The sequence below is a fragment of the Alteribacter salitolerans genome, assembly GCF_016901055.1.
Taxonomy (GTDB): domain Bacteria; phylum Bacillota; class Bacilli; order Bacillales; family Salisediminibacteriaceae; genus Alteribacter; species Alteribacter keqinensis.
Genome location: NZ_JAFEUX010000004.1, coordinates 408,995 through 434,802 on the forward strand (window position 1 = coordinate 408,995; position 25,808 = coordinate 434,802).

General features: G+C 43.5%; 24 protein-coding genes. 9 read left to right on the forward strand and 15 right to left on the reverse strand.

Annotation, left to right across the window (positions count from 1 at the left end; genetic code table 11):
• Positions 1-6: 6 nt before the first annotated feature.
• On the forward strand, positions 7-1,419 hold the full coding sequence (gene gabR / locus JSY36_RS10660) for a MocR-like transcriptional regulator GabR (protein WP_205166388.1): 1,413 nt from the start codon (positions 7-9) through the stop codon (positions 1,417-1,419).
• A gap of 58 nt (positions 1,420-1,477) precedes the next feature.
• On the opposite strand, the gene JSY36_RS10665 is transcribed toward gabR, so the two are convergent.
• The 5 genes from JSY36_RS10665 to JSY36_RS10685 all read right to left on the reverse strand — a co-directional run bounded on the left by JSY36_RS10665 (position 1,478) and on the right by JSY36_RS10685 (position 6,247).
• Positions 1,478-2,014 carry a dihydrofolate reductase family protein gene (locus tag JSY36_RS10665; RefSeq protein WP_205166389.1) on the reverse strand — a complete coding sequence of 179 codons (537 nt, stop codon included), beginning with the start codon at positions 2,012-2,014 and terminating at the stop codon, positions 1,478-1,480.
• A 71-nt stretch (positions 2,015-2,085) separates the two neighbouring features.
• A complete protein-coding gene (locus JSY36_RS10670; RefSeq protein ID WP_205166390.1) occupies positions 2,086-2,673 on the reverse strand; it encodes a hypothetical protein in 588 nt (195 codons plus the stop codon).
• A gap of 139 nt (positions 2,674-2,812) precedes the next feature.
• Positions 2,813-3,793 (reverse strand): hypothetical protein, encoded by a 981-nt coding sequence (locus tag JSY36_RS10675; RefSeq protein ID WP_205166391.1) that lies wholly within the window; start codon positions 3,791-3,793, stop codon positions 2,813-2,815.
• Positions 3,794-3,903: 110 nt separating this feature from the next.
• A complete protein-coding gene (locus JSY36_RS10680; RefSeq protein WP_205166392.1) occupies positions 3,904-5,310 on the reverse strand; it encodes a Na+/H+ antiporter NhaC family protein in 1,407 nt (468 codons plus the stop codon).
• Between the two features lie 259 nt (positions 5,311-5,569).
• Complete coding sequence (locus JSY36_RS10685) at positions 5,570-6,247, reverse strand: DUF6946 family protein (protein WP_205166393.1); 678 nt, start codon at positions 6,245-6,247, stop codon at positions 5,570-5,572.
• Between the two features lie 221 nt (positions 6,248-6,468).
• On the opposite strand from JSY36_RS10685, the gene JSY36_RS10690 reads away from it, so the two are divergent.
• The 3 genes from JSY36_RS10690 (at position 6,469) to glpK (ending at position 10,856) form a co-directional block, all read left to right on the forward strand.
• Positions 6,469-7,896 carry an SLC13 family permease gene (locus JSY36_RS10690; RefSeq protein ID WP_205166394.1) on the forward strand — a complete coding sequence of 476 codons (1,428 nt, stop codon included), beginning with the start codon at positions 6,469-6,471 and terminating at the stop codon, positions 7,894-7,896.
• 601 nt (positions 7,897-8,497) lie between these two features.
• On the forward strand, positions 8,498-9,355 hold the full coding sequence (locus JSY36_RS10695; RefSeq protein WP_205166395.1) for an MIP/aquaporin family protein: 858 nt from the start codon (positions 8,498-8,500) through the stop codon (positions 9,353-9,355).
• A gap of 4 nt (positions 9,356-9,359) precedes the next feature.
• Positions 9,360-10,856 carry a glycerol kinase GlpK gene (glpK, locus tag JSY36_RS10700; protein WP_205166396.1) on the forward strand — a complete coding sequence of 499 codons (1,497 nt, stop codon included), beginning with the start codon at positions 9,360-9,362 and terminating at the stop codon, positions 10,854-10,856.
• A gap of 147 nt (positions 10,857-11,003) precedes the next feature.
• Here glpK and JSY36_RS10705 read toward each other — a convergent pair whose 3' ends face one another.
• The gene (locus tag JSY36_RS10705; protein WP_205166397.1) at positions 11,004-12,479 is read right to left on the reverse strand and encodes a DUF2357 domain-containing protein; all 1,476 of its coding nucleotides are present in this window, start codon (positions 12,477-12,479) and stop codon (positions 11,004-11,006) included.
• Positions 12,454-14,697 carry an McrB family protein gene (locus tag JSY36_RS10710; protein WP_205166398.1) on the reverse strand — a complete coding sequence of 748 codons (2,244 nt, stop codon included), beginning with the start codon at positions 14,695-14,697 and terminating at the stop codon, positions 12,454-12,456. Before JSY36_RS10710 ends, JSY36_RS10705 begins: the two co-directional genes overlap by 26 nt.
• A 169-nt stretch (positions 14,698-14,866) precedes the next feature.
• Between JSY36_RS10710 and JSY36_RS10715 the strand changes: the two genes are divergently transcribed.
• Positions 14,867-15,289 (forward strand): very short patch repair endonuclease, encoded by a 423-nt coding sequence (locus JSY36_RS10715; protein WP_205166399.1) that lies wholly within the window; start codon positions 14,867-14,869, stop codon positions 15,287-15,289.
• A gap of 56 nt (positions 15,290-15,345) precedes the next feature.
• Here JSY36_RS10715 and JSY36_RS10720 read toward each other — a convergent pair whose 3' ends face one another.
• The 3 genes from JSY36_RS10720 to JSY36_RS10730 all read right to left on the reverse strand — a co-directional run bounded on the left by JSY36_RS10720 (position 15,346) and on the right by JSY36_RS10730 (position 18,157).
• The gene (locus JSY36_RS10720) at positions 15,346-16,275 is read right to left on the reverse strand and encodes a LysM peptidoglycan-binding domain-containing protein (protein WP_205166400.1); all 930 of its coding nucleotides are present in this window, start codon (positions 16,273-16,275) and stop codon (positions 15,346-15,348) included.
• Between the two features lie 253 nt (positions 16,276-16,528).
• Entirely contained in the window at positions 16,529-16,735 is a 207-nt protein-coding gene (locus JSY36_RS10725) for a hypothetical protein (RefSeq protein WP_205166401.1), read from the reverse strand.
• A 12-nt stretch (positions 16,736-16,747) separates the two neighbouring features.
• The gene (locus JSY36_RS10730) at positions 16,748-18,157 is read right to left on the reverse strand and encodes an MDR family MFS transporter (protein ID WP_205166402.1); all 1,410 of its coding nucleotides are present in this window, start codon (positions 18,155-18,157) and stop codon (positions 16,748-16,750) included.
• Between the two features lie 145 nt (positions 18,158-18,302).
• Between JSY36_RS10730 and JSY36_RS10735 the strand changes: the two genes are divergently transcribed.
• Entirely contained in the window at positions 18,303-19,316 is a 1,014-nt protein-coding gene (locus JSY36_RS10735; protein WP_205166403.1) for an NERD domain-containing protein, read from the forward strand.
• 424 nt (positions 19,317-19,740) lie between these two features.
• Here the strand turns inward: JSY36_RS10735 and JSY36_RS10740 are convergent, their stop codons facing one another.
• Positions 19,741-20,775 (reverse strand): zinc-binding dehydrogenase, encoded by a 1,035-nt coding sequence (locus JSY36_RS10740; protein ID WP_205166404.1) that lies wholly within the window; start codon positions 20,773-20,775, stop codon positions 19,741-19,743.
• 206 nt (positions 20,776-20,981) lie between these two features.
• Here JSY36_RS10740 and JSY36_RS10745 point away from each other — a divergent pair, with 206 nt between their 5' ends.
• Positions 20,982-21,218: a hypothetical protein gene (locus JSY36_RS10745; protein ID WP_205166405.1), complete on the forward strand. Its 237-nt coding sequence runs from the start codon at positions 20,982-20,984 to the stop codon at positions 21,216-21,218.
• 149 nt (positions 21,219-21,367) lie between these two features.
• Positions 21,368-21,571: a hypothetical protein gene (locus JSY36_RS10750; RefSeq protein WP_205166406.1), complete on the forward strand. Its 204-nt coding sequence runs from the start codon at positions 21,368-21,370 to the stop codon at positions 21,569-21,571.
• A 46-nt stretch (positions 21,572-21,617) separates the two neighbouring features.
• Here JSY36_RS10750 and JSY36_RS10755 read toward each other — a convergent pair whose 3' ends face one another.
• Positions 21,618-22,097, reverse strand: a complete 480-nt coding sequence (locus tag JSY36_RS10755; RefSeq protein ID WP_205166440.1) for a GNAT family N-acetyltransferase — start codon at positions 22,095-22,097, stop codon at positions 21,618-21,620.
• A gap of 157 nt (positions 22,098-22,254) precedes the next feature.
• On the opposite strand from JSY36_RS10755, the gene JSY36_RS10760 reads away from it, so the two are divergent.
• Positions 22,255-22,725: a DinB family protein gene (locus tag JSY36_RS10760; RefSeq protein WP_205166407.1), complete on the forward strand. Its 471-nt coding sequence runs from the start codon at positions 22,255-22,257 to the stop codon at positions 22,723-22,725.
• Between the two features lie 43 nt (positions 22,726-22,768).
• Here the strand turns inward: JSY36_RS10760 and abc-f are convergent, their stop codons facing one another.
• The 3 genes from abc-f to JSY36_RS10770 form a co-directional block, all read right to left on the reverse strand.
• Positions 22,769-24,649 (reverse strand): ribosomal protection-like ABC-F family protein, encoded by a 1,881-nt coding sequence (abc-f, locus tag JSY36_RS10765; protein WP_205166408.1) that lies wholly within the window; start codon positions 24,647-24,649, stop codon positions 22,769-22,771.
• A 102-nt stretch (positions 24,650-24,751) separates the two neighbouring features.
• Positions 24,752-24,904 (reverse strand): RAxF-45 family protein, encoded by a 153-nt coding sequence (locus JSY36_RS20935; protein WP_419466039.1) that lies wholly within the window; start codon positions 24,902-24,904, stop codon positions 24,752-24,754.
• Positions 24,905-25,285: 381 nt separating this feature from the next.
• On the reverse strand, positions 25,286-25,486 hold the full coding sequence (locus tag JSY36_RS10770) for a cold-shock protein (RefSeq protein WP_026690263.1): 201 nt from the start codon (positions 25,484-25,486) through the stop codon (positions 25,286-25,288).
• Positions 25,487-25,808 lie beyond the last annotated feature (322 nt).

The following is a 25,808-nucleotide window of genomic DNA, read 5'->3' on the forward strand; positions in this document are numbered from 1 at the left end:
AACATTATGATTTTTCTTAATGTCAATAAAAGAAAGAATACCAAATATATTTATCAACAGATCTATCAAGCATTAAAAAAGGCGATAACGGCAAATGAGCTGGCAGAAAATCATAAGCTTCCTTCAAAAAGAACGTTAGCCGTTCAGTTACAAGTGAGTGTTAACTCCGTATCCACGGCCTATGAGCAGCTCCTTGCCGAAGGTTACATCTACACAATTGAAAGAAAAGGCTACTATGTAGAAAAATTGAATACCTTCATACACACTCAAAGACCGGAAGAATTTCCTGATAATCTTAGAGAGACCCCCGTGCATAAAGACGGCTGGCTTTCCTTTTCTCACATGACATCAGACGTTTCCATGTTTCCTTTTAAAGAATGGGTCAAGTGCCAGAATAAAGCCATCCGGGAACACAAGCATGAGTTCTCTGAAATTATGAACCTTCAGGGACCCTATCTTGTAAGAGAAACCATTGCAAGGATGATCGCATTAACGCGCGGTGTGGTCTGTGAACCGGAACAAATTGTGATCGGGGGAGGAACACAAGCATTAATACGTCATTTCATGACCCTGCAGGATAAAAATACAAAGGTAGCCATTGAGAATCCCGGCTATTCCAGGATTCATGAATTACTGACAAGCATGAAATTTGATGTAGCTTCGATCTCATTAGACAAAAAAGGTATTGACATAAATGAAATCCATGATGCGAATCCGAATATCCTTTTCATTACCCCATCCCATCAGTTTCCCACTGGTAAAATCATGCCGATTTCAAGGCGGATTGAACTGTTAAACTGGGCTGCCTCAGCCAATGACCGTTATATAGTAGAGGACGATTATGACAGTGAATTTAAATATGGGACAGACAATATCCCTTCCTTACAAAGTCTTGACCGCAACCAGCGGGTGATATATGCCGGAACATTCTCGAAGACGCTTTTACCCAGTCTGAGAATCAGTTATATCGTCCTCCCCCCAAAACTGTTGAAAGCTTACCGGAAGTACTTTGCAAACTGGATTCAGGAGAGTAATACCTTCAGTCTTTATACCCTCCACTACTTTATTAAGGACGGCAATTATGACAGACATATTAAACGCATGACTCATCACTACGAGTTAAAAAGAAAAGACCTGATTAAAAAGCTTAAAGACATTTTCGGCAAAGAGGTTGTCATTGAAGACATACCTGCAGGGCTGCATTTTCTTGCGCACTTTAGAACACATCGGAAGTATGAGGAAATTCACGCAAGGGCAAAAAAGGAAAAACTTGAAGTTTACTCTATTAAGAGATTCACATTAAAACAACTGGAAAATCACAACCATAACAACACCATCAGCCTCGTATTAGGTTTTGCTACAATACCCCCCCAAGACATCCCCGAAGCTGTGGCAAGATTGTCCAGGGTAATCAATTGAATCGCCTCCAAAACAAACAAACTGTCCCGATAAAGTATCCGGAACAGTTTGTTTGATATTATTCCTTTTTCACACGGTAATGCAGCTCCACAAAATCATCAAACCGCCTCGTACCCATAAGCTCCAGGTCCAGCTCGTACTCCCCTTCTTTAAACAACGGAATGCCATTCCCAATGAGCGTCGGTGCCACTGCAATGATCATCTCATCGACCACCTTTTCTTTTATAAGAGGCAAAAGCAGCTCTCCCCCACCGACAATCCAGATGTCCTTTCCCTCCTGCTTTTTAAGCTGTTCTGTAAAAGAAACCGGATCTTCGTTTACAAAGATTACATCGCCTTTTTCCCCGGTGAGGCCGGCCGAGAAAATATAGTTTTCTTTCCCTTTGTAAGGATATCCCCCGCTCATTTCAGTCTTGATCCACTCGTACGTTTTCCGGCCCATGATGACCGTATCAATCGTGTCATAAAACGCTTCATAGCCGTTGTCCCCATCTCCTTCATGCTTAAACAGCCACTCCAGGGATTCGTCTTTTGTTGCAATATATCCATCCAAGCTCATGGCAATAAACATCATGACTTTTCTTTTCGGTGTCATTATCATTCCTCCTAAATCGTGACTCCCTCATCATACAAGCGTATTCCTGACGCCTTTTGCCCCCACCTTAATCACTCATCAAGATTGATCACACGCCAGTCATTTTCATCAAGCATTCTCGCAATACCGGTCCGGAGCCTGAAGTCACGGACATCATTAAGGATGGAGATTTCCTCTCCTCCACTTTTAAACGTATAAAGGGAGCGCTGATGCTGATTGCCTACTGTCTCTCTTGTCACTTCTTCAATGTCTTCAAATGCAAAACTTGTTACAGAAAGTGAGAATGGCTTACTTTCATGAATGCCAAAATCATCGATATATGCATAGTGGGAAATACCGAATACAAAAAGGGGAAACGTGGAGACTGCCGCCAGGATGTGGGGAATAATCAATTTGTTTCTTTTACCCCTACGGTCAGCAACAGACATAGATATAGCAAGAGTAAAGCACAGTACAGCAGAAATCAGCATCCCTCCGCCAAACAACAGATAGGCTTCCCGCGGACGAACCAGAACCCAATAGGTCTGCTCATAAAAAAACAGGTCCTGTAAATACATTACTGCTACCACAGGGATAAACAACACTCCAATTAAAAGTAAAATACCCTTTGTAATTAATACTGGCATTATGTGATCCGTATCCATCCAACGATTTATCATGTAAAAGCCCCCTCGAACAACTATTACTAAGGTATACGAGGGTAGAAACCAAAAAGTTCCATTCGGTTTTGGCAATTGGAGATTTCATGAATTTTTACGTTGAAAAGCCGTTTCATCGGCATCGTTTTTTCTAAGTTTGTTACTCCCCCTCTTTCCTTTCCATATATTCCTCTCTTATTTTGCTCAATGATTTTTCCGTTTCTTTATGAATAGCGAACACGTATGTTTGTATGCTGGACCAGCCGAATAATCCTTTTAACCACTTTTGCATCGATATTGTTTTGCCATCCACTTCCACATTTCCGTCACTTAGCAGTGTTGCTTCGTCTATCCTCCCTTTTGCTACGATAGTATCTCCAGCCTTAACCACTCCCCATTCCAACATGTCATCAATTTTAGGTAAGCTTCTTCTCGTAATATGGCTTTTACTTTTCTTCATTGGTGCGAGACTTCTTTTAGACATCAGATTCACATAGTAATCTGTACTCACGTTTAAGGGCAATACTTTTTCAACATGAAGAAAAACATCATCTTCAAGCAGAAAAGGGATGAGTTTATAACAGCTGATATCTACATTATTACTGTTTAACCAGGCAACGGCAGACAACGTTTGTTCGTCGAAGTCTGAAGCAACAAGGATAATTCTCTGCTTCTCGTTAAACTGATTAACGACATTGTTATTGGCCAAGAATTCGTTAATCTTACGTAAACCTAATTCAGAAGCTGTTAGATCATTATCTGTAAATTCATGACGGTATCTTTCAATATACGGCCCATAAATTGTTGTAACAAGATCTTCAACGGTTTCCACAGTAGCATAGCTTGCTGCGTACCTGATTGCCTGAAATTCAAAAGCCTCTCTTCTGCGAACCATGTCCATACGATCTCTCTTAATCTCAATCAGCACAATATTTCCTTCACTATCGATTGCTGTCAGATCACTGATGCCGTTCTTTTCATTTCTGATCTGCTTGCCAACGATCAACATTGATTCTTCATCATCACAGATCATATCTATATTATTCCGAAGAATTTCTTCAACATCTCTCTCTTTCAAATCGATCTCCTGGAACGTACTTTCATCAACTTTATCCACCTGTGTTCCCTTTAATTTATACATCTCTTTCCCTCCTGACTCCCTTACAAGAACTATTCGTTTAAAAATAGATATATCCTTTTTAAAGACAAAACCCCGCCAAAAATGACGAGGTCTCTACTTAGATTTTTCAGTCACAGCAAAAACGGTACTACCGTATACAAAACCGCTGTAATCGCCGCGGCGATGAGAGCCGGCTTCAATTTAAATTTGGCATAATCAATGACGGTGAGACCGAGAATTTTTGCAATCGTATTCGTGTCATCACTGAGCGGTGAGGCAAATGCACCGAATGATCCGCTTGCAAACACGGCACCGATCACTAACGGGAGGTTCACGTCTGCTGCGAAGGACATGGATACGCCCAGAGGCATTAAAATCCCCCATGCTCCCCAGGCAGACCCGATAAAGTATGAGATTGCTGCCCCGAACAAAAACATAAGCGGCGTCAAAAACATGTGAGGAATCCAGCCGATGTTTGCCGTCACAAACCCTGAAAAACCAAGGTCATCTGTTACAGAAGATAACCCCCACACGACGGACAAAAGCACGATGACCGCCATTAACTCGTTCCCGCCCAATATGAAACTGTCGATCAGATCGGACAGCTTAAACCGCTGAAACAAAAAGAAAGCCATGCTGATGAAAATCGTAATAAGAAGTGCTACGACCATGGCCTGCAGAACATCTGCCTCGATAAATGCCTGAAAGAAGTTCACTCCTTCTCCCCTGCCGTCCCACCACGTTAAAAACAGCGTCAGGCCGATCACCAGAATGATCGGAATAATCAAGTTTAAAGGCTTGTTTGGCAGTTCCAGAGATACAGACGGGTGACAATTGTGCCAGTCCTCCTCCGGCTTCTCTTCCTCTTCAATCTGTGTCGGTCCTCCTGTTTTGGAGTGGTGAAAAAAGCTTAGATAAATCCCGAGCAGGATCATTACGATGGCAAAAAAGTTAAATGGAATGCTTCTGATAAACAAGTCGTACGGATCGAGAGCACTTCCTTCATTCTGCACAGAAATTTGTATCACCGACACCATGTAGCCGACAAAAGCTGTGGCCACCGGGATAAGGACAATCACGGGTGTTGCCGTGGTCTCGATCACAAAACCCAGTTCTTTCGTGGACATCTTCACCTTTTTCAACAGGGCCTTCATAATTGGCGCGATCGTGACAAACCGAAATGTAGGTGCGCTGAACGTTCCGATCGTAGATACATATGTCAAAATCAAAGCCTGTCTCTTATTCGTAATTTTCTCCGACGCCATTTCCACGAACCCTTTTATCCCGCCGCTCGTCTTAACCAGACCCACAAGTCCGGAAAAAGCATACAAAAAAACGATAATCTTAATGTTATTTTCATCAATCAGGGCCTCAACCACGTAGCTAAGCATCGCCTGCATGCCCCCAAGAATCGTCGGCTCCACCAGGTAAGAACCAACTAGAAGACCGACAATCAGTCCCGGCAGCACCTGCCTGGTGTAAATCGCTACAGGAATAACCAATAAGAACGGAACAATCGACAACCAGCCAGCCTCCACATTACACCCCACCCATCCGGAAAAGTCTTCCTTAGGGTGTGATGTTGGAGTGAAAATATGTAATGGAAGTTGAGAGGAGGTTTCTTATAAGAGCGGGAGAAGTTGTCGTAAATTGACTAATTCTCTTTAAATCATTCAAAGTTCTGCATAAATGCCTTCGAAGTCTTCATAAACGGACCGAAGTTCTCCATAAAAGACTCGAAAATCTGCATAAACACACCAAAGTTCTCCATAACAACCCTTCGGCGAGAACCAGAGCTTACTTTACCAGCTCATCCGTCACCCACCCAAAATAAAGATCAACCTCATCGATCGCTGCCGGCCCTGAGATAGAGTCCTTTTCGGATATGACGGGGAAAAGATCCAAAAAGGCTTCGTAATCCTTATACCCTTTGCCTGTCTCACTGAACGAGTGAACAAGCATAAGAGCATGCTTTGCCCCAATCCGCTTAGCTTCGATGACTGCAGAGGCTGTCCGGTTAAGAAGCTGATACCGTTTATCTGCTACATCCATCCCCTCCAGACCTAACGTTTCCAGCAAAAACTTCAGCCGCTCCTTTTTCCCGTCACCCGGATCAGCCCCGTACCACGAGCTGACCACCGGCCCAAAGGGTTCATCCACTTTCCCTTCTACCATGATTGTGATGAGCTCATCTTTTGCTTTAGCTAAAACATAAAGATCGTTTTGCGAACCGGTCGCTCCACCTCGAAGTGGCACTTTGTATTCTGGGAATCCATACAAAAACGTTACTTCTTTAAATAGCGGCTCACCACTTCTCTTAAATGCTTCCTCTATTCTCATTGGAAAGCCCCGAGCCGACTCCCAGCTCTCAGCCAGCTCCATGGCTGATCGTCCTTTTACCCATTGCTTCTTTTTATCTGCAAGGCGGCTGCTCCAGCTTTCCGTCTCCCCGGCAGGAATAAAAAATGTACTCATTATCTCAGCCCCTTTACTTTCTATAGATAAACTTCAACAAATACCTAAGAATCCCTTTTTGTTACAAGAAAAGACATTCAGCCGTTTTGACACTGGAAAATGGAGGTATTAAAAATGTAATTGTTTAAAAATTTGATCATTTTTCACATAAGCGCTTTCAAGATGTTTATCATTGAAAATGTTCAAACATTGTCGATTCATCTAGAAAGGAGAGCCTTAAAATGGGTAGAAGACAAATCATCGGTCTCATCCTTGGACCGCTTTTATTTACAATTCTATTTTTTATACCGGGTATTACAGGGCTTGAAGATGCCCCGAGGGCTGTACTCGCAGTCACAGCCTGGGTAGCAACGTGGTGGGTTACAGAAGCCATGCCGATTCCTGCTACGTCACTTTTGCCAATCTTTCTTCTGCCAATCACGGGCGGTGCGGAAGAAAGCACCGCAACGATGGCGTATGCCGACCCAATCGTGTTTATGTATTTTGGAGGATTCACAATCGCTCTTGCCATTGAAAAATGGAACCTTCATAAACGCATTGCCATGACAATCATCTCCATGGTCGGTACGAACAGCCGGAGGATTATTCTCGGGGTGGCGCTTGCAACGGCACTGCTGTCCATGTGGATTTCCAACGCTGCCACAGCCCTTATGATGCTTCCGATTGCCCTTGCATTAATAACGGATATAAAGGAAAAAGACTTCTTTGATGAAAAATCATTACATAAGTTTGCAAAAGGACTTTTGTTAACGGTTGCCTACGCGGCGTCCATTGGTGGGCTAGCCACGCTCATCGGCTCGGTTCCAAACGCCGTATTTGCCGGCGTGAGTTCACAAATCCTCGGGGAAACAATCACATTCACAGACTGGTTCCTGTTTGGTTTCCCGATTACCGTCATTTTACTGACCGTCCTGTTCTTTTACATCACCCGTGTTCAGTTTAAAGTGAAACAAAGCGGCAACATCTCAGATGACTTTGCAAAAAATCAGCTTAAAGAACTCGGTCCGATGAGTTTTGAGGAAAAAGCAGTTCTGACGATCTTTGTAATGACGGGTACACTCTGGATATCGAGTGGCTTTCTACCGGAGAACATCCGCCTCTCTGATACCACAATTTCCATGATCGGAGCAACTTCCATGTTCCTTCTTCCGAGTAAACAGGCTAAAGGCGGTTTAATGAAGTGGGACGATATGAAAAACCTGCCTTGGGGGCTTTTACTTCTCTTCGGTGGCGGACTCTCCCTCGCCGCGGCATTTGAAGAATCAAACCTAACTGAATGGTTTGGTGATTTACTCGAAGGGCTGCAGGTTCTGCCGTTTATTTTAATCCTGATCGTATTGGCTGCGGTCGTCCTGTTTATGACTGAAATCATGTCCAACACAGCTGTATCAAACATGTTGATTCCAATCAGTATCGGCCTTGCCCTTGGTATCGGTGTTGAACCATATGGAATAATGGCTATTGTGGCACTGTCTTCGTCCTGTGCCTTCATGCTGCCAATTTCCACACCGCCAAACGCCGCAGTCTTCAGCTCCGACTACATCACCATCGACGACATGGTTAAGGTCGGCTTCTGGATGAACATTATCTCCATCATCGTTATCGTAACGTTTGTGTACTTCTGGCAGCCAGTAGTGCTGAGTCCTTAATGGTGCCTGTCACCACCCGGATTTTGTCGAATCCATAGGACTTTTTAATAAAAGAGGATGTCCCAAAAGCTGGTTTTGGTGGCAGCCTCTTTTATTGTATTTCTCTTTATCAAGGAAGTTCATTTTCAGGTCTTTAACTATCAACCTGCTTACAAATCGGACAGTCATTGGAATATTGTGGTTTCCTATTTTCATATCAGGGAAAACCGCTAATAGTGCAGCCAGGTAAAGCAAGATAGGAAAATACTAAAATACTTAAATTCTATCAGATTTCAGACCGAATAAGCATTCGTGACAGCGGAATAACACCTTATGGAGCGCTGGTTACTCCAGGGCAAGCTCCCCACTCACATACTACCAATACTTTCGACTCTATTTTAATGTGACAGGCAGGATTATTGAATTCCCCTTTGACATCGCTTTCATTGCGTGCTTAAATGATAACCACAAGTTAACGACTGCTGAGACACGGAGACCAGTGAATGCAATTTTTATTAAAGGGGGCAATCCTTTAGTAGATTGTTTTTTGCTGGTCTTTTTTGCGTTTTTTGTTTTTCACTTTCTCAGGAGTTCTAATTACTTAAAAGGAGCGGTGTTTGCCATGAGTCCATTTTTAGGTGAAGTGCTGGGAACGATGATTTTAATCATCCTGGGGAGCGGGGTTGTGGCAGGTGTAGTTTTAAAAGGAACGAAAGCAGAAGGTTCAGGCTGGATTGTCATTACTGTGGCATGGGGTCTCGCTGTAGCAGTTGCTATTTATGCTGTAGGAAACATCAGTGATGCCCATATTAACCCGGCCGTCACCATCGGGTTTGCCTTGGTCGGTGACTTCCCTTGGAGCAGTGTACCAGCCTATATAGCCGCTCAAATGATAGGGGCTTTTATCGGAGCTGCTCTCGTTTTCTTTCAGTATTTTCCCCATTTCAAAAAAACAAAGGATCAAGGAGCCAAACTCGGGGTTTTTGCCACAGGACCCGCCATCCCGCACACACCGTCTAATTTCTTCAGTGAAGTGCTGGGAACATTTATGCTGGTGTTTGGATTACTGGCCATTGGAGCAAACGAGTTTACCGAAGGGTTAAATCCGATTATCGTCGGTACGCTCATCATGGTTATCGGTCTGTCCCTGGGGGGAACAACCGGCTATGCAATTAACCCGGCCAGAGATCTGGGCCCGCGTCTTGCCCACTTCTTCCTGCCAATTCCCAATAAGGGACCTTCAGACTGGGCGTATTCCTGGATTCCAATAGCGGGTCCCATTATTGGAGGTGGTTTAGGAGCACTTATTTACAGCGCCCTGTTTAGCGGTCTTGTCTATCCGGCATTATGGATCTTTATCGGACTGTTTATTGCCGTACAAGCATTAACCATCGTCTTGGAAAAACGTAAAAACATCAGCGGCAAATACGAAGAAGAAGTTGTTCACAGAAAAAATACGCAATTAAAAAGAGGAGGATAAAATCATGGAGAAAAAATACATTCTATCACTGGATCAGGGAACGACGAGTTCAAGGGCTGTTTTGTTTAACAAAGAAGGTGAAGTCGTTGCCATCGATCAGCAGGAGTTCAAGCAATATTTCCCCAAGCCGGGCTGGGTTGAACATAACGCAAATGAAATCTGGAGTTCAATCCTTGCCGTTATCGCCGGAGTACTTACGAAAACGGACGTTTCCCCAAAAGAAATCGCAGGAATCGGAATTACCAACCAGCGGGAAACCACCGTCGTCTGGGAAAAAGAAACAGGAAGACCGGTTTACAATGCCCTCGTCTGGCAGTCCAGACAGACAGACGATATTTGCAAAACCCTTAAAGAACAAGGACTAAATGATACGTTCAGAGAGAAAACCGGTCTGTTAATTGATGCTTACTTCTCAGGAACGAAAGTGAAATGGATCCTCGATAACGTAGAGGGCGCAAGAGAAAAAGCAAACAACGGAGAGCTTTTATTTGGAACAATTGATACATGGCTGATATGGAAGCTCTCAGGCGGTAAAGCCCACGTCACGGATTATTCCAATGCTTCCCGTACACTCATGTACAATATCTACGACCTTTCCTGGGATGACGAACTGCTTGAGATTCTTGATGTTCCGAAGTCAATGCTGCCTGAAGTAAGACCTTCCTCAGAAGTGTATGCTCATACGGTGGACTATCATTTCTTCGGAGAATCCGTTCCGATTGCCGGAGCTGCGGGAGATCAGCAGTCAGCGTTGTTCGGACAAGCGTGCTATGAAAAAGGAATGGCCAAAAACACCTACGGTACAGGTTGTTTCATGTTAATGAACACAGGAGAAAAAGCAGTAAAATCCGAGCACGGTCTTTTAACCACATTAGCATGGGGAATCGACGGAAAAGTGGAATATGCTCTTGAAGGAAGCATTTTTGTAGCAGGGTCAGCGATCCAGTGGTTACGCGATGGTCTGAGAATGCTGAAGAAAGCATCAGACAGTGAAGAATACGCGAAAAGGGTTTCCTCAACTGACGGGGTTTACGTGGTTCCTGCCTTTGTCGGACTTGGAACACCATACTGGGATTCAGACGTACGGGGAGCCATCTTCGGCCTCACGAGGGGAACGGAGAAAGAGCACCTCGTCCGCGCAACTCTCGAATCTCTCGCATACCAGACAAAAGATGTTCTTCAAGCAATGGAAGCAGACTCCGGCATCGAGCTGAAATCTCTCCGTGTTGACGGTGGTGCCGTGGCAAACAATTTCCTCATGCAGTTCCAAAGCGATATCCTGGGGTCGGAAGTAGAAAGACCACTGATTCAGGAAACTACCGCTCTCGGATCTGCATACCTTGCAGGACTTGCAGTAGGATTCTGGGAAGATAAAGCCGAGATCGGAAAGCAGTGGAGTGTAGACAGAACGTTCGTCCACTCGATCTCTGAAGAAGAACGAACCAGGCTTTACGACGGATGGAAAAAAGCGGTGGAAGCGACGACGGTGTTCAAGCCCTAGCGGTGCCTGTCACCACTCGGATTTTGTCGAAACCGCAGGGCTTTTCTCCATTTCTTCCATACCTCAGACAAGGAAACAGAAGAAAGCAAGAAAAAAACGCGCATCGGTTTCGATGCGCGTTTCTCGGGTCAAAAAACAGCGTTCGTCTTAGGATAACGCTGCTCTGTTCAACTCTTCCGCCCACTTTTTCAGCCACCTCTGCTCCTCACCAGGAGTCATGGCGACGGCCCCTGTCTTGAATTGCCGGTGGTAGTCTTCTGTAAATAGTTTGGACTCCTCTTGTCCATTCTGCCACGGCGTCATGATATACACTTCCCTCACGGCGGGCTCCCCAGTTTTCTTTGACAAGATGCCATCCCGGTACTTGTGCATTTCACCTAAGGCATGGGTCAGGTTTGAAGGAACACGGTACTTCGGGTCAAAAACGATGAGCTCATCTTTCCCCTCTATTACAATGTCGGGAATCATTCTGTGGGTGTAGGTGAAAAAATCCGGTGAGTTGGCTTGGTAAACGCGCTGGAAGTACAGCTTCCGGTTGTTTTTTAACCATACCAGACTTTCCCTGTTTACGTATAAATTCAGAAAAATACCGTCACTCTTAAATGTAAATAAAGAGGACGTATTCTCCAAAAGTCCCTCCCGGCGCATCACCTTGATCACCTGGAAATAGCACCACATCTCGTATAAATCAAAGGTGTCTTTTAATGATACGGGGCTTTCTAAACCTATTTTGAAATTTCCATAACGGAAAAGCCGCTCAAACCATTGATGTGTCATCCGGTATACTGGGTTCTTTCTGATCACCTGGGTGATGACCCTGCTTCCTTTCAGCTCACTGACCTCTTTCAAAAATCGATGGTGAAGCCAGTAGCGAACCCTTCCAAGATAATACTCTGCTTTTTTAACCACATTTTCATACTTACATTCTGAATACCCTTTAAGAATTCTCTCAAAATCCATCAGAAGTGTTTTTAGGTATTGATTTTCATAAACCTCCGTCGTTTCCCTGCGTTTCAAAGTTCTCAACTGCTCAGGGACAGTGTCAGTCCCTTTTCCCAAGCGCTGCTCTATCCATCGTTCCGTACTTGGAGAAACCACTGTTACCTTTTCTTTTTTTACGAATTCCGTCCTGCTGTTTAAAATCCGGTACGGCCTCGACGTCACTTTTCCCATCAACTGCGTTAAGCTTTTAAAAGACGCCTGAATGTACTGCCACTGCGGCCATGAAAGCTCCCGGTTAAAGCCTGATGAATCAAGGCCCCGTGTTGATCCCGAGTATTGAAAGCAGACTGCCGCTTCTTCCAATACATCTGAGAGCATGTGATCATACTGGGTTTCCGTCATTTTCCGTGCATCGGGATAAAGATAAGTCTTAAACACTTCCCCGTCGATGAAAAGACCGATTTCACCACTTTGAAAAGGAGTGACGAAGCTCCCTTTAATACCTTGTTCTGTTCTCTGATAAGAAAGGGGAATCGATCCAAGTCTGATATCGACAGCTTCCTGTCTATCTAGGTACCACTCATAGGCTGTTGCTTCGGTCAGATAACACTCCTCAGCCGGCTGCCAGCTCTCCCCCGCCAACCGGATCATCACATCAGCGCCAATATTGAGTGGCGCCATAGCGGTCAAGCTCCTTTTGCATTCGGTTGAGCTCATTCAGTGATCGTGCTTCTGCTCCGATTTTTTCCCCGATCATCTGTTTCATTTCTTCAAATAACGGGGCTATTCTTTCATCACCGCGAATCTTAGGCAGCACCTTTTCCCTGATCACAACATCCAATGCTTCCTGGCGGCCCATCTGATACTCGCCTTCAAGTTCTAAATTTCGCATGAGCTTTCGGACCATTTCATTCATTGACCGGTAGCCAAAGTGAAGGTCATACGGTAAAAGAAGCTGATGGACTTCTTTAAGAACGCCAAACTCTTTGGAAAGCTTGTCCCGGGTCGAGCTCGTAACCGTCTCCCAGAACGGGTCAAAGTCCACATCAGATAATGTCATCACGTAAGCCCTGTCCAGCACTTTATCCGAAATTGAATGAGTCGTTTCATCCACATTCACCGTTCCTATTACATATACATTAGGCGGAATCGTAATCGTCTGAGGCACGCTTTCAATATCCTCCCGGTCATGGAGCGGTACTGCCTTTTGAGATTCCACCGCACTCAGGTAATCACTCAGGTAATACTCCACCCGGGCCAGGTTCATTTCATCCAGCAAAATAAAGTGCGGCTTGTCCCGCTCAGTTCTGGCCTTTAACACCATCCGCAAAAACTCCGGAACCACATACCGCTTGTCAAAAGAGCTGTAATACCCAAACAATGCCGTCGAATCCATCCAGTCCGGACGAACAGGAATCACCGACAAATAAGGGTTGTTTTCTTCAAAATCAAGCCCGTAGACCGCATTGGCATACAGCTTCGCCAGCTGGGTTTTCCCCGTACCTGATATCCCGCTCAGCAAAACAAAGTGCTTGTCATCAAGTGCCGTTAAATTCAGGTGGAAATCGCGAATGATCGGCATCTCAAACGTCAGCTTCGATGATTTCACAATCTCGTAGATGGATGTGAAGTCGAAGTTGCTTTCTAAGGTATCTTCTATTTCTTCTTCATCCTCTACCTCTTCATCAACTACTTTTACCTTTTGTGTTCCATCAGGAAGAACGAGCCTTTCACTAACATGGGCAAAGATTAATGCAGCTTTTATTAGTCTTGCTTTAACTTTATCAGTATCCTCTGCAAAATTCTCATGATCATTATCATATACTCCTGGGGAATATTTAGATTCTGAAATTTCAAACCCCATGCCTTTAAGATGATTTAACGAATCTTTCAAGAGTTGTTGATTATCGAGATTACGTTTAGCAAATACCTTTGAAATCCACCATCTGATTTTGCCTTCCCCTAACAACTCACGTACTTTAGCAAAAATATGAGTATGCCCATCAATATGAACGGCTAAACGATGTGTTGGAGCATCCTTTTCTGAAAAAGCCAGATATCTGATAACCCCTTTTACAACCAATTGGTCTTGGTCATAAAGATTAAAGGTCTGCTTTTCCCCCTCATTTTTATATTTTTCAACTTCCCCGTATTCAAGCCGATAAGGCAACCCCAGCAATGTTATTTCTTTTGGACTATTTTCATTCAAAAACAATTGATATATTTTATTTGCCAGATATGACTCTTCACAGTCTTCTGTTAAGTAAGAATAAAGAGGTGCCAGTTCATCTATAATCCTCTTAAGATCTATTAATAATTTACCTTCATCCAAATTCCCTTGAAGATCCCTAAAAATACCAAAGTAAATAAAAGGTTTCCTCAAAGTCTTTGTATAATTCCGTACATTTTCTGGTAGTTCTCTTACCTCTTTTATTCTTTTTTTGTTAGAAACTTCTTTGAAGTAAAGCGAAATTGTATCAGGCAGTTTAGATGTTAATTCTTCAATCTTTTTACTAGCAAGTGCGGCCCACATAGGATAAAACCGCGTTTCTGCATAAGCACTCCAAGTCTGGTCTGCTCCATTAAATTCTAAAGTTATCAAATTGATTTTATCATCGTGAACAACTTTGTTTAATTTTATATAATAACGCTTTCCAATCTCCGTATCTTTCTTTGATTCCGCATAGTCGGGATTTTTTGAATTGTGGTATGTAGTCCTCAGCGTAGCCCCATAGCTCTTAATTTCAAGAAATGCATCTTCTTCTATTTCTACTTTTTCCTTTAAGTTCTTAAACAGCTCTTGCATCTTTGGCTCTGCGTATTCTAATACCTCACGACATCGCTCCGTTGTATTTTCTATCTCAAACAATTGCTGAAATCGATCTAAATTCATCTTCATACCTACTTCCTGTTTTTCCTTATAAAACTACCTTTCGACAAAAAGGACCTTACTCCTTCCTTCTCCGGTTTATATACAGGGGAATAAATAAATCGACTTTAAATTTGATTAATTAGTAGTGTTTACTCGTTTTATTTACCTGGGAAAGCATGAAGTAGGAGGGGTGTGCATGACTGATACGTTGACCAAAGATCAAAGAAGAAAAAACATGAAAGCAATCAAATCCCCGTCCAAGCTTGAGAATGCCGTATCAAAGGAACTGTGGAATAAAGGGATAAGGTTCAGAAAAAACAGCAGAGGTTTATTTGGAAAACCTGATATTTCCATAAGGAAGTATAAGATTGTGATCTTTATTGATTCCTGCTTCTGGCACTGCTGCACTGAACACGGAAATATGCCGAAAACGAATAAAGATTTCTGGGAACAAAAACTAAAAAGAAATGTCGAGAGAGATAAAGAAGTCACTTCTTACTATAAAGCCCGGGGATGGAACATTATGCGTGTTTGGGAGCATGAAATTAAAAACGATTTTGACGATGCAATTAAGAGAATACATCAATTTATTTTAAGTTCTCAGGGTGCCGCTGGTTGATTATTACTACTACCTTTGCCATCCAAAAAAAAGAGACCACTCAGGCCTCTCTTTTTCTACTTTACAAATCGATGATTCCCAATATCAGTGACGACTTCCCGGCTTCTCATAAACTCACTGTTTGAAGTGGTCGGGTTAAAGAAAAACAACGCCTCCGGAACCCCGTTTTCTCCTCCTAGTGCACGTTTGGCTGCTTCAATCGGATTTTGATTCGGTATGGCTGTTGCGAAGCTCCCGTTCCGCACTGGTGTAAATTGATTATCCTGATGAAGCACACTGTGAATAGTATTCGGGAATTGGCTGTCAGCAACACGGTTTTGTACTACGTTCGCTACCGCTACCTGGCCGGCCATTGGCTCACCTCTTGCTTCCAAATGGATGATTTTAGAAAGATCGATAAGCTCTTGTGTAGGAATCTGAATGCTCTGCCCTGCACTCAAGTTATTTGGATTCGTAACAGACGGGTTAAACGCACGAAGCATATCCTGCGTCATCCCATTTTTGTATGCGATCCGATAAAATGTGTCCCCTGACTGAACGGTATACATGATAACCCCGTTTTCTGATGGCGCAGGAGAATCTCCCCCGTTGTCATTGCCACCGTTCCCTCCAGGCACGTTAAGCACCTGACCGACCTGCATGAGATTGGCATTGGTTATAGAAGGATTCAATTCAAGCAGGTGGCTCACCGTCGTGTCAAAAAGACTGGCAATTGCATACAAGGTGTCACCTGACTGAACAGTATATGTACCTGACGATGAAGGCGGTGCTTCACCTGCTTGACTAATGAGCAGCGTCTGCCCCGCATAGATGACAGTGCCATTTAGGTCATTTAGGGTTATCAGCTCGTCCACGCTGATATTATGGTTGGTGGCAATCTGCCATAATGTATCTCCTGATTCAACCGTATACGTACTCGAAGCCATTGCATTTCCCCCAAACAAAAGACTCCCCATGAGTGTTAAAGCCGTAATTCGTTTTTTCATCGTTTCCTCTCCCTTGTTTGTCAAAAAATCTGTTACGACAAACCTTTTGATGGAAACAGTGGTGAATCCTTCCGATTCCTGTCGTTTTAACACGCTCTTAATCTCTCTGTAACATTTGTTTTGATATTTTTATAAGTTTATAAAACTAGTTAACTATATAAGCTAAATACTTTTACGTCAAATACTTGAATATAAAAGTACAAACTCACTTAAATACGCCACCGGAGCTCTCTCCGGCAGCGCTTATCATCCATTAATCCTCGATCAGTCTCGCAACAGGCTTGCCGCAAGTCTTGCATTTCCCTTCAAGCAGAATGCCATATTGGTCATCTTTCATATCATAATCCACGATGGTGGTTTCGGAACATTTCGAACAAAAGACATTACTCAGAAGTTTTTTCCTAATGTCCTGGGGGATTTTCATCCACTTTTTTTGTGCATTCAGGTCTGTAACAGACATGTGATTTCCTCCTTATGACCGAGCAGGCTCCCTTGCGCCTTCCGGTTCCTCTTTTGGTAAGAGGCTTGTGGCAATTAATGTTGCCAGGGCTAAAACAAACAGGATGATAAAGACGGCATGGAGTCCTTCCGCAAGAATCGCCGGTGCAACACTCGTTCCATTATTCGTATGCCCACCGATGAACTGGTTTAAAACCGTTCCCAAGACAGTGATTCCCAATGTCTGTCCGAGTGTTCGTAGAAAGGCATTGGAAGAAGCCGCTGCTCCCCGATTATCCCAGGATACGGATGACTGGACGATAACTGAAAACATCGTCATGGACAAGCCGAATCCCGTTCCTACAAAGAACATGATCACAATTAGCGTCCAGTTTGGAGTGGCACTTGAAATGAACGTAAGCGCAAAGGTGCTAATCGTAATTATACTTACCCCTGATAACACAATCGGTTTCGCCCCCATACTTCCAAGCAATCGGCTGCTTACAAACGCGGCAAGAGGCCAGCCGAGACTCATGGGAATAAGCGTGAGGCCGGAATACGTCGCCGGCAGCTCCAGAACACCCTGTACCCAGAGAGGCAGATAGGCTGTGAGTCCGATCAGGATTGCCCCCATCAGAAGACCGCAAATGTTTGCCACTAGAAGGTGTCTTATTTTAAACAGCTTGAACGGCACCATGGGCTCTTTAACCTTTAACTGAATCACCATAAATACAGCCAGGAATGACATGGCTATAGCAATCAAAATAAACATGAGCGGTTCGTTCCAGGAAATTTCGTTTCCGCCTGACAAAAGGGCGTAAAGCAGGGCCCCCGCTCCGATTATGAACGTCATCGCTCCTCCGTAATCGATGGAACGCTTTCGCTTTTCAATTTTTTCATCAAGGTTTCGCCAGATCAGATACATACTCACAAGACCGAACGGGATGTTGATGTAAAAAATCCAGTGCCACGTGAGAAAGTCGACGAAAAATCCTCCCACAAGAGGGCCGAAAATCCCTGCAATTCCCCAAATCGATCCAATAATCGCCTGGGCTTTAGCACGCTGTTCATAGGAAAACACGTCCCCCACGATCGTAAAGGTCATCGGCATGAGAGCGCCGGCCCCGATTCCCTGAACCGCACGGAACAATATGAGCTGCTCCATCGTCTGGGAGAGTCCGCACAAAGCGGAACCGATCAGAAAGAGCGTCGCTCCTGTTATAAATATCTTCTTCCGGCCAAACAAATCGGCCAATTTCCCAAATATCGGCGTCATGACCGCATAGGTTAATAGATAAATGGCAAACACCCAGCTGATCAGATCGAGTCCCCCAAGGTCACTCGTGATGCTCGGCATCGCCGTACTGATCACCGTCACTTCAATCGCCGCTAGAAACGTGGCAATCAAAAGGGCAATCACGATTTTCTTCTGGTATGTATTCATAGCTGATGGATCCTTTCCACGAGACAATAATCTTAATTCAGTATAGCAGATGAACGAGTTGAAAGGTTTTGCTAATAAAAGTAACTTGGTAAAAAATTCATATTATATGTTAGAATATTCCTATATAAACCTCGGAGGTGATCTCGTGTCTATTATTGATTCTATGCTATACAGAGTAATGAACGGGAAACGAACAATAACGAAGCCCATTTTTATGAAAGAGTTCACTAAAGAGAACAATCAACTAACTACTCTTACCTCTTTAGCAAGTTCACCAGACCATCACTCTGAATGGCTAAATAGAGATATTGCCTTTCTTAAGCAAGGCATTGAAGGAGAAGCAAATGTCTATTATGAACTGAAAAATTCATTTTTGCCTATGGTCTGTCTTCACGACATTCGATTGGAACATGCAGATTACATAGCTCAATTTGATTTTATTGTAATCACACGAAAAGAGATTATCGTCTTAGAAACGAAAAAGCTGACAGGTGATATAACGATTACACCAGACGGTGATTTTATTCGTTTGTTTAAAAATAAGTACGGAAAAGTCTATAAAAAAGAAGGAATCTACAGCCCTGTTTCTCAAAATGAACGACATGTAGCTATTTTAAAAGAGGTTCTGATGAGTAAAAAATTAATAGGGAATATGCCTGTTAAATCAGCAGTTATCATGGCAAACGCAAAAACCATTTTGGATAAATCCAAAGCTCCTAAACATGTCAGCAACCAGATCTATAAGTATGATCAGGTAAAGAACCTTATTAAGAAAGAATTAGATAACCCAAGTAACAACCGTGACACCCTAGAGAAGTATTTGTATGAGATTGGTGAGTTTCTACTCGCACACAATAAACCACTTGAAATGAATGCAGCTTCTAAATATGCAATTCGGGAAGTAGCTGCAACTGAAACTCCAGTTGTAAAGACAAGCCACCTTTCACTTGAAGCAAATCTAAAAGAGTACCGGCTTAAAACCGCCCGTAAAGAAGGAATTAAAGCGTATATGGTGTTTAGCAATTCGGAAATGAAAGCGTTAATTGAGAAACCTCCTGCTACAAAAGATGAGTTACTAGAGGTAAAAGGGTTTGGTCAGAAGAAAGTTGAAAAATACGGCGAGGGTATTTTAGCAGTTATCAGCAATGATTTCATGTGAGATATCTACTTGAATAATTACTTCATTTTTATGGATAATTCTAGAGCAAATAACAACCTCGCATGTAAGAATGCGAGGTTGCTTTGTTCACCCATATACAAACCTACACCCGTCGCAGGCGGTGAAGATAAACACCAGAGACAATGCATAAGTAATGAATGTAGGACTATTGATTTAACTATGTAAATGTAAATAAATGAACATTTGAAAGGGGGGGAAGCCGCCCTTTCCCAGCAGCACCTCTTATTCTTGCTTATTGTAAAATGCCAACCTATTCAAATGAAGTTTCAATTCTTTTTGAGTCCCAAATGCAATCAAATCTTTTTGTTCAACAATGAGATATCCATTACAAATGGCTGAAAAAATTAAACAACCTGCTTCACTACGCGAGTGAAACAGGTTCGTCAGATTGGTGAAACAGCTTTTAAGGAATAAGGACAAGTTTGCCTTTTTTTCCTGCTTTCTTAAAATATTTCTGTGCTTCTTTCGCTTCCTCTAAAGGAAATGTCCTGTCGATGACCGGCTTGATTTTGTGCTCAGAGATCGCACGAAGCATCCGTTTGAATTCTTCACGTGTGCCTAAGACGGATCCGTACATAGTAATATGTTTCAAATAAAGGGTGCGGAAGTCAAGTTCCGTTTTTTGCCCTCCGGAAGAGCCGGACGTACAGAATTTACCGCCTTTTTTCAAAACGCTCAAAGACGTAGAGAACAGGGCATCACCAACGACATCAAGCACAATATCAACAGGACCACCGTTTGCTGATAGGATTTCTTCTTCCAAATTCTTGGATTTGTATGACAAGACGTGTTTAGCTCCGAGTTCCTTCATATGCTCTTCCAGATTCAAATTTCCGACAAGAGCGATGACATCCGCACCGAAGACTTTTGATGCGATCTGCACATTAAGCGACCCCACACCGCCGTTCGCTCCAGTAACAATCACTGTTTCGCCAGGCTTCGGCTGTACTTGTTCAACCATATGCCAGGCGGTTATACCACTGACCGAAAATACGCAGCTTTCTGTGTAGTCGTCAAGGGGCATATCGAAACAAAGCTCAGCCGGCCAAACGACGTATTCGGCATATCCACCATCATATTCAGAACCGATGAAAGACATATCTTCTGCAATGTGTTCCTGTCCTTCTGGTCCACTGGATGTGAACGGAAACAGAACCACGTCTTTGTCAAGCATCGTATCATCGACTTGGGAACCGATCTGTACCACTTTTCCACTAATATCAGAACCTGGTGTACGGGGGAATTGCACACCCTCCGGACGCCATCCTGATTTTCCTCCCTGGCCATAAGCGCCTTCCCTCATCCAAATTTCCGTATTATTGATCGCACAAGATTTCACCTGAACGAGTACTTCATTTTCTCTCGGATCAGGAGTGGGGATGTCCGTCACCTTCAATTGATCCACATCTCCGTACCCTGTCACTTGAACAGCTTTCATGGCATACCCCCCTTTTCAAATTCGCTTTTCTCGTCTAATATGCGGCATTAATCAAAAGCTATTCATGGTTCTTACCAAGTCATCTGCTCACAGCATGCATTCAAGAATAGTAAACGGAGAGAAACACCTCAACCTCCTCACCCTTTTCGGTCGGGTGACACGTTTCGACCATATTGGACTGCAATTGCAGAGAGAATTTTGTTCTGATGACCATTGCCCCTACTCTTCTCTTTGAGATGAGAGGGATGACAGACTCACCGAGCACTAATTCTATTTTTGGTCAAATAAGCAACGGTTATTTAATAAATCAGGCTGTCACAGCTATACAGCAAAGTATTCGTGCAGTTGCAGACAGATCAATCTATGAAGCGGACGAGACCATTTGGGATGACCTGCCGACTCAATACACAGTTACCCCGGATTCAGATAAAACAGGAGAATAGGAAATGACTACAACCCTCGGTTCGTTTTTGGACCGAGGGTTGGGCTTATTTTGTTGTTTCCATAAGTCTCTCATTTTCCCAATGAAAGTTTGAACCGGGCCGATCCACGTGGTAGCATAAAGGAAGCTAAGATTACGACGGAGGCCCTCATGAAATATTCGACGAAGCTGCTTTTAAAATACATTGCCATTTATATCGGGTTATCGGCTCTGGTGTTTCTGCCTCTCAGGCAGGTGTTTACATCAGGTACGGCGCAAATCTTCCTGTTCCTCGTGCAGTTTGCGATTTTATACACCCTTGTTGTGCGGTATTACAGGAACACTAAGCATTTGCATGATGAAAAAAAGAAGTAAACGTAAGGCAGGCATAGAGATCCATTCTCTATGCCTGTTTTTTAGGTCATCGGATGTCGTATTTGTAGAATTTCTTGTCTACCTCTAATACCGGGAAGCGTTCGGGGAGATCTGTCTGTTCAATTTCAGTGAATCCGTTTTTTTCATAGAATCGGTGGGCTGCCAGGAACTGCGGTGTTGTGCCAAGGTAAATGGTGCTGACGTATTTGGACCTGGCCCAGGTTTGTGCCGTTTTCAGTAAAAGGCTCGCCGTATTCATTGGCTTGCCGCGATAGTCTTTATGTACAAACATTTTTCTTAATGCCACATGTCCTTCCCCAATATCTAGGAGACTGATTGTGCCTGCTACTTTTCCGTTGTGAACGGCAACCCAGAAGTTGCCCGCTCCATTCTGGTAAACGTCTTCGATCTTCAACAGATCAGGCTGATCGTCCTTTGTGATTGGAATGCTGTATTCGGTTTGCTGGATGGAGAGAATTAACTCCACCACCTCATCCTGATATTCACTCGAGTATGATTTAATCATTTGTTTGTCTGTGCTCACCTGCTGTCATCTCCTTTGCGGTTCTTTTCATTGTAATTCAACCTTTCAGAATCTGATAGAGTTTTATGGAAAAAGAAGGGTTAAGTCCTCTCTTTCACTAATTAGATATGGTGCAGAAAATTTGAATGGGGTGAACAGGATGAGATCGTTTTTTGATTATAACTGGCAGGTACGGGATGAGTGGTTTGCCTGGTGCAAACAGCTTTCTGAAGAAGATCTTTTAAAGGAGCGTGTCGGCGGTCCCAAAAGCATATTGTATACACTGTTTCATATCATTGATGTGGAGTACAGCTGGGTGCGGGCCGTGATGGGAAAAGAGGATATTGCTGAGTCATTTGAGGAGTACAGTACGCTGGAAAAACTAAAGGATCTTTCAGATACATACCGTAAAGAAATTCAGGTGTTTTTAAATGTCTGTCCGGATGAGTGGACAAAGAATGATTTGGTTCAAGCTTCGTGGCTGAACGCCAGTTTTACGAAGTTTGAAATCGGTCACCACATTATCGCACACGAAATTCATCATATTGGCCAGCTTTCCGTCTGGTCCCGAGAGCTCGGATTGAAACCGGTGTCGGCAAACGGAATCGGCCGGGGGTTACAGAACATATAAAACTAAGCGCTCCTCCCTGCATGGAAGAGCGCTTTTGTTTTGATTAAATGAATGTCTCCAATTGTTCGTAAAGCTCGGTTCGTTTCTTTTCAAGCTTTTCCTTTTGATCATAGAGCTTTTGTAATGCCTCAAGACTTTCCTCTTCTATAAGACGGGTTTCAAGCTGGTGAATAGCCGCCTCACATTCTTCGAGCTGTTTTTCAATGGTATCAGAGGATGAGGATGCTGTTTCCTTCCTTTTATCCGGCACAGCTGTTTTCTTCTTCGTTTTCGCAGGTTCTTCACCCTTCTCTTTTCGTTCAGCCAGCTTCTGTTTTGCCCATTCGTAATCGCCGTTAAAGAAATGAAGCTTCCCTTCATCCAGCCAGTATACGGTCGTAAACAGCTTGTTGATAAAATACCGGTCGTGGGAAACAGCAAGAATCGTACCCTCGTAGTCTTCAAGAACGTCTTCCAATACTTCTCTTGAGTCAATGTCCAGGTGGTTGGTCGGTTCATCAAGCAGGAGAAGGTTCACTTCCTGATACATGAGCTGAGCCAGACGCAGACGCATTCTCTCTCCGCCGCTTAAATCACCAAGCTTTTTAAACACGGAAAATCCGTAGAAGAGAAACCTCGCAAGGATATGCCGTGCTTCTCCTTCTGTTACAGGGATTTCATCCCGGAACCCATCAATAACAGTGAGATTTTGCTCGGCATCGGTAAAGACATGCTGGGATAAATAACCGACTTTCACCTGACTTCCGATCTTCACGTTACCAGATTCAGGCACTAGCTCCCCGGAAATCATTTTCAGCAGTGTCGATTTTCCGGAGCCGTTACCCCCGATGAGAACAGCCCGATCCTGATAACGAAGGTGCATCGAAGCACCATCAAAAAGTCGTTTTTCACCGAAACTCTTTTCGACTTCTTTTAAAATAACGGTGTCCGTTCCGCTTCGGCTTGACGCCTTAAGATCGATCGCCATTTTCTTTTTCTCAAAAACAGGTCGGTCGATTTTTTCCATCCGTTCCATTGCCCGCTCCATATTTCTCGCCCGTCTGTGCATCGCTTCATTTGGAGGGTTGGCGCGGTTGGCCCACTCTTTCAGCCTCTTAATCGCTTCACGCATTTTCTTCAGCTTCTTCTGCTGTTCTTCGTACCACTGAAATTCAGCGAGAAGACGCTTTTCCTTTTCCTTGACAAAAGAAGAGTAATTGGAGTAATAAACCGTCAATTCCCCCTCTTCCACGTCAAAAATCTTTTGCACAGTCTCATCAAGGAAATAACGGTCGTGGGAAATCATCACAACGGTTCCTTCGTAATTGTTGAGAAATCGTCCGAGCCACTCAACGGACTTCAAATCAAGGTGGTTTGTCGGTTCGTCCAGCAGGAGTAAATCCGGTTTTTCCAAGAGCAGAACTCCAAGGCAGACCTTTGTTTTTTCACCGCCGCTGAGAGCCTGGAATGATTGACTCATGAGGGAATCCAAGTGCAGACCGTGAGCGACACTATCAAGCTGAGCTTCCATTTCATAGCCGCCGTTTAAAGCAAAAAGCTCCTGCTTTTCCCCGTATTCTGCAGCAAGGTTGTTCAGCCTGGTTTCGTTTGTTTCTGTACTGATTTCGTTTTCAAGTGCCCTCATTTCGCTTTCAAGCCCTGACAAATGACCAAATGCCGTTCTCAGGACGTCAGCACCGGTCATGAGCTCCGGATAGTCTGGAATTTGAGCCAGGCAGCCGATCTTCGTTCCTTTTTTCCAGTGAATGTCACCTTCCGTTGGCTTTTCCTTACCGCTCATGATCTTCATGAGGGTCGTTTTTCCGCTCCCGTTCCGGCCGACAATACCGATGCGGTCACCTTCTGATATATCAAAGCTGATTCCGTTTAAAACGGGATCGCCTGTAAAACTCATTCGTATATTTTTTCCATTGCATGTAATCATAGCAGCCTCCTTAGATTAAAGAAAAAGGACCATGAGCAAGAAGCCTCATGGTCCCAAGCATAAAAATAGAGAGCAAAGAGCTCTCCCCATTTACGCCTTTATTCAGTGGGATAGAGATGTTCTAACTGTTGCTGGTTTTATTGAGCTGTTAAAAAAAGACACACGTGTCCCGTGTTTCACAGCAATATAAAAAACAGCACGAACAATATATAAAAATGATCGTTCACGCTTTTGGCCTGCAATAGTCTGATTCATCTCTACCCACCTCCGTTCTGCTATGTATTCTTAATTATCATACGAGATCCAGCATAAGTTGTCAAACCAGTCTGATAATTCAGCTGATTTTTTTATTTTTGGGTCGCGAAAAATTATTTAGGTATTTGTAGAAAACTGTGGTATGCTTTACTTAACCATTTTATTACCTGCACCATAGTGTCTTCTGACTGTTTGCTGAATGTTCGGGTCCCTCCTTCTAGGGTCCGGCATATGGCAGGCAGTTTTTTATTTTATCGACCACTAACATGAATATATCGGCCATTCGCCAAAAAACGCTCCCCCCTTCTCCCCTCTAACTGAACCTCCACAAAACTTCAGCCCATAAAAAAAGAACCCTCAATGAGGGTTCTTTTTGGTCAATTATGCTTTGTTTACGTTAACAGCTTGAGGTCCGCGTTGACCTTGCTCTGTTTCGAAAGTAACACTTTGACCTTCTTCAAGAGTTTTGAATCCTTCGCCTTGGATAGCTGAGAAGTGAACGAATACATCGTCTCCACCTTCAACTTCGATGAAACCAAAACCTTTTTCTGCGTTAAACCATTTTACTGTACCTTCTTGCATGTGTGTAGCCTCCTGTGTGGATTTTCTTTGATCCACGATTTATTACTATTGATGTTCATGTAGCTATCAAAGGCGAAGAGTTCAAAACTTTTCTGTCCTATGTAACTGAACAAAAATAATTCTTCTTTAGAATAACAGATGAAATCGGGAAAAGCAAATTATAGCGCAATTTCTTTTGAAATAAACCTTTATGCCTACTTAAAAAAGGCAGAAATAAAGGGATTACCGGAAGAATGAGTGATGTTATTGAAAGAAAAAACACCTTCATCCGCAGAATCATAACATCCTCAATCTAAAAAAGTGCGAATCCAAAAGGTTTCGC

Bases quoted from the DNA above. Each gene is read 5' to 3' on its own strand.
- JSY36_RS10720 (WP_205166400.1), bottom strand. From the start codon at position 16,275: ATGAAAAAACGAATTACGGCTTTAACACTCATGGGGAGTCTTTTGTTT.
- JSY36_RS10740 (WP_205166404.1), bottom strand. From the start codon at position 20,775: ATGAAAGCTGTTCAAGTGACAGGGTACGGAGATGTGGATCAATTGAAG.
- JSY36_RS20935 (WP_419466039.1), bottom strand. From the start codon at position 24,904: ATGAATCAGACTATTGCAGGCCAAAAGCGTGAACGATCATTTTTATAT.
- JSY36_RS10695 (WP_205166395.1), top strand. From the start codon at position 8,498: ATGAGTCCATTTTTAGGTGAAGTGCTGGGAACGATGATTTTAATCATC.
- JSY36_RS10730 (WP_205166402.1), bottom strand. From the start codon at position 18,157: ATGAATACATACCAGAAGAAAATCGTGATTGCCCTTTTGATTGCCACG.
- JSY36_RS10670 (WP_205166390.1), bottom strand. From the start codon at position 2,673: ATGATAAATCGTTGGATGGATACGGATCACATAATGCCAGTATTAATT.
- JSY36_RS10710 (WP_205166398.1), bottom strand. From the start codon at position 14,697: ATGAAGATGAATTTAGATCGATTTCAGCAATTGTTTGAGATAGAAAAT.
- JSY36_RS10705 (WP_205166397.1), bottom strand. From the start codon at position 12,479: ATGGCGCCACTCAATATTGGCGCTGATGTGATGATCCGGTTGGCGGGG.
- glpK (WP_205166396.1), top strand. From the start codon at position 9,360: ATGGAGAAAAAATACATTCTATCACTGGATCAGGGAACGACGAGTTCA.
- JSY36_RS10690 (WP_205166394.1), top strand. From the start codon at position 6,469: ATGGGTAGAAGACAAATCATCGGTCTCATCCTTGGACCGCTTTTATTT.
- abc-f (WP_205166408.1), bottom strand. From the start codon at position 24,649: ATGATTACATGCAATGGAAAAAATATACGAATGAGTTTTACAGGCGAT.
- JSY36_RS10725 (WP_205166401.1), bottom strand. From the start codon at position 16,735: ATGTCTGTTACAGACCTGAATGCACAAAAAAAGTGGATGAAAATCCCC.
- JSY36_RS10755 (WP_205166440.1), bottom strand. From the start codon at position 22,097: ATGATTAAATCATACTCGAGTGAATATCAGGATGAGGTGGTGGAGTTA.
- JSY36_RS10675 (WP_205166391.1), bottom strand. From the start codon at position 3,793: ATGTATAAATTAAAGGGAACACAGGTGGATAAAGTTGATGAAAGTACG.
- JSY36_RS10685 (WP_205166393.1), bottom strand. From the start codon at position 6,247: ATGAGTACATTTTTTATTCCTGCCGGGGAGACGGAAAGCTGGAGCAGC.
- JSY36_RS10715 (WP_205166399.1), top strand. From the start codon at position 14,867: ATGACTGATACGTTGACCAAAGATCAAAGAAGAAAAAACATGAAAGCA.
- JSY36_RS10745 (WP_205166405.1), top strand. From the start codon at position 20,982: ATGACCATTGCCCCTACTCTTCTCTTTGAGATGAGAGGGATGACAGAC.
- JSY36_RS10750 (WP_205166406.1), top strand. From the start codon at position 21,368: ATGAAATATTCGACGAAGCTGCTTTTAAAATACATTGCCATTTATATC.
- JSY36_RS10665 (WP_205166389.1), bottom strand. From the start codon at position 2,014: ATGACACCGAAAAGAAAAGTCATGATGTTTATTGCCATGAGCTTGGAT.
- JSY36_RS10760 (WP_205166407.1), top strand. From the start codon at position 22,255: ATGAGATCGTTTTTTGATTATAACTGGCAGGTACGGGATGAGTGGTTT.
- JSY36_RS10770 (WP_026690263.1), bottom strand. From the start codon at position 25,486: ATGCAAGAAGGTACAGTAAAATGGTTTAACGCAGAAAAAGGTTTTGGT.
- gabR (WP_205166388.1), top strand. From the start codon at position 7: ATGATTTTTCTTAATGTCAATAAAAGAAAGAATACCAAATATATTTAT.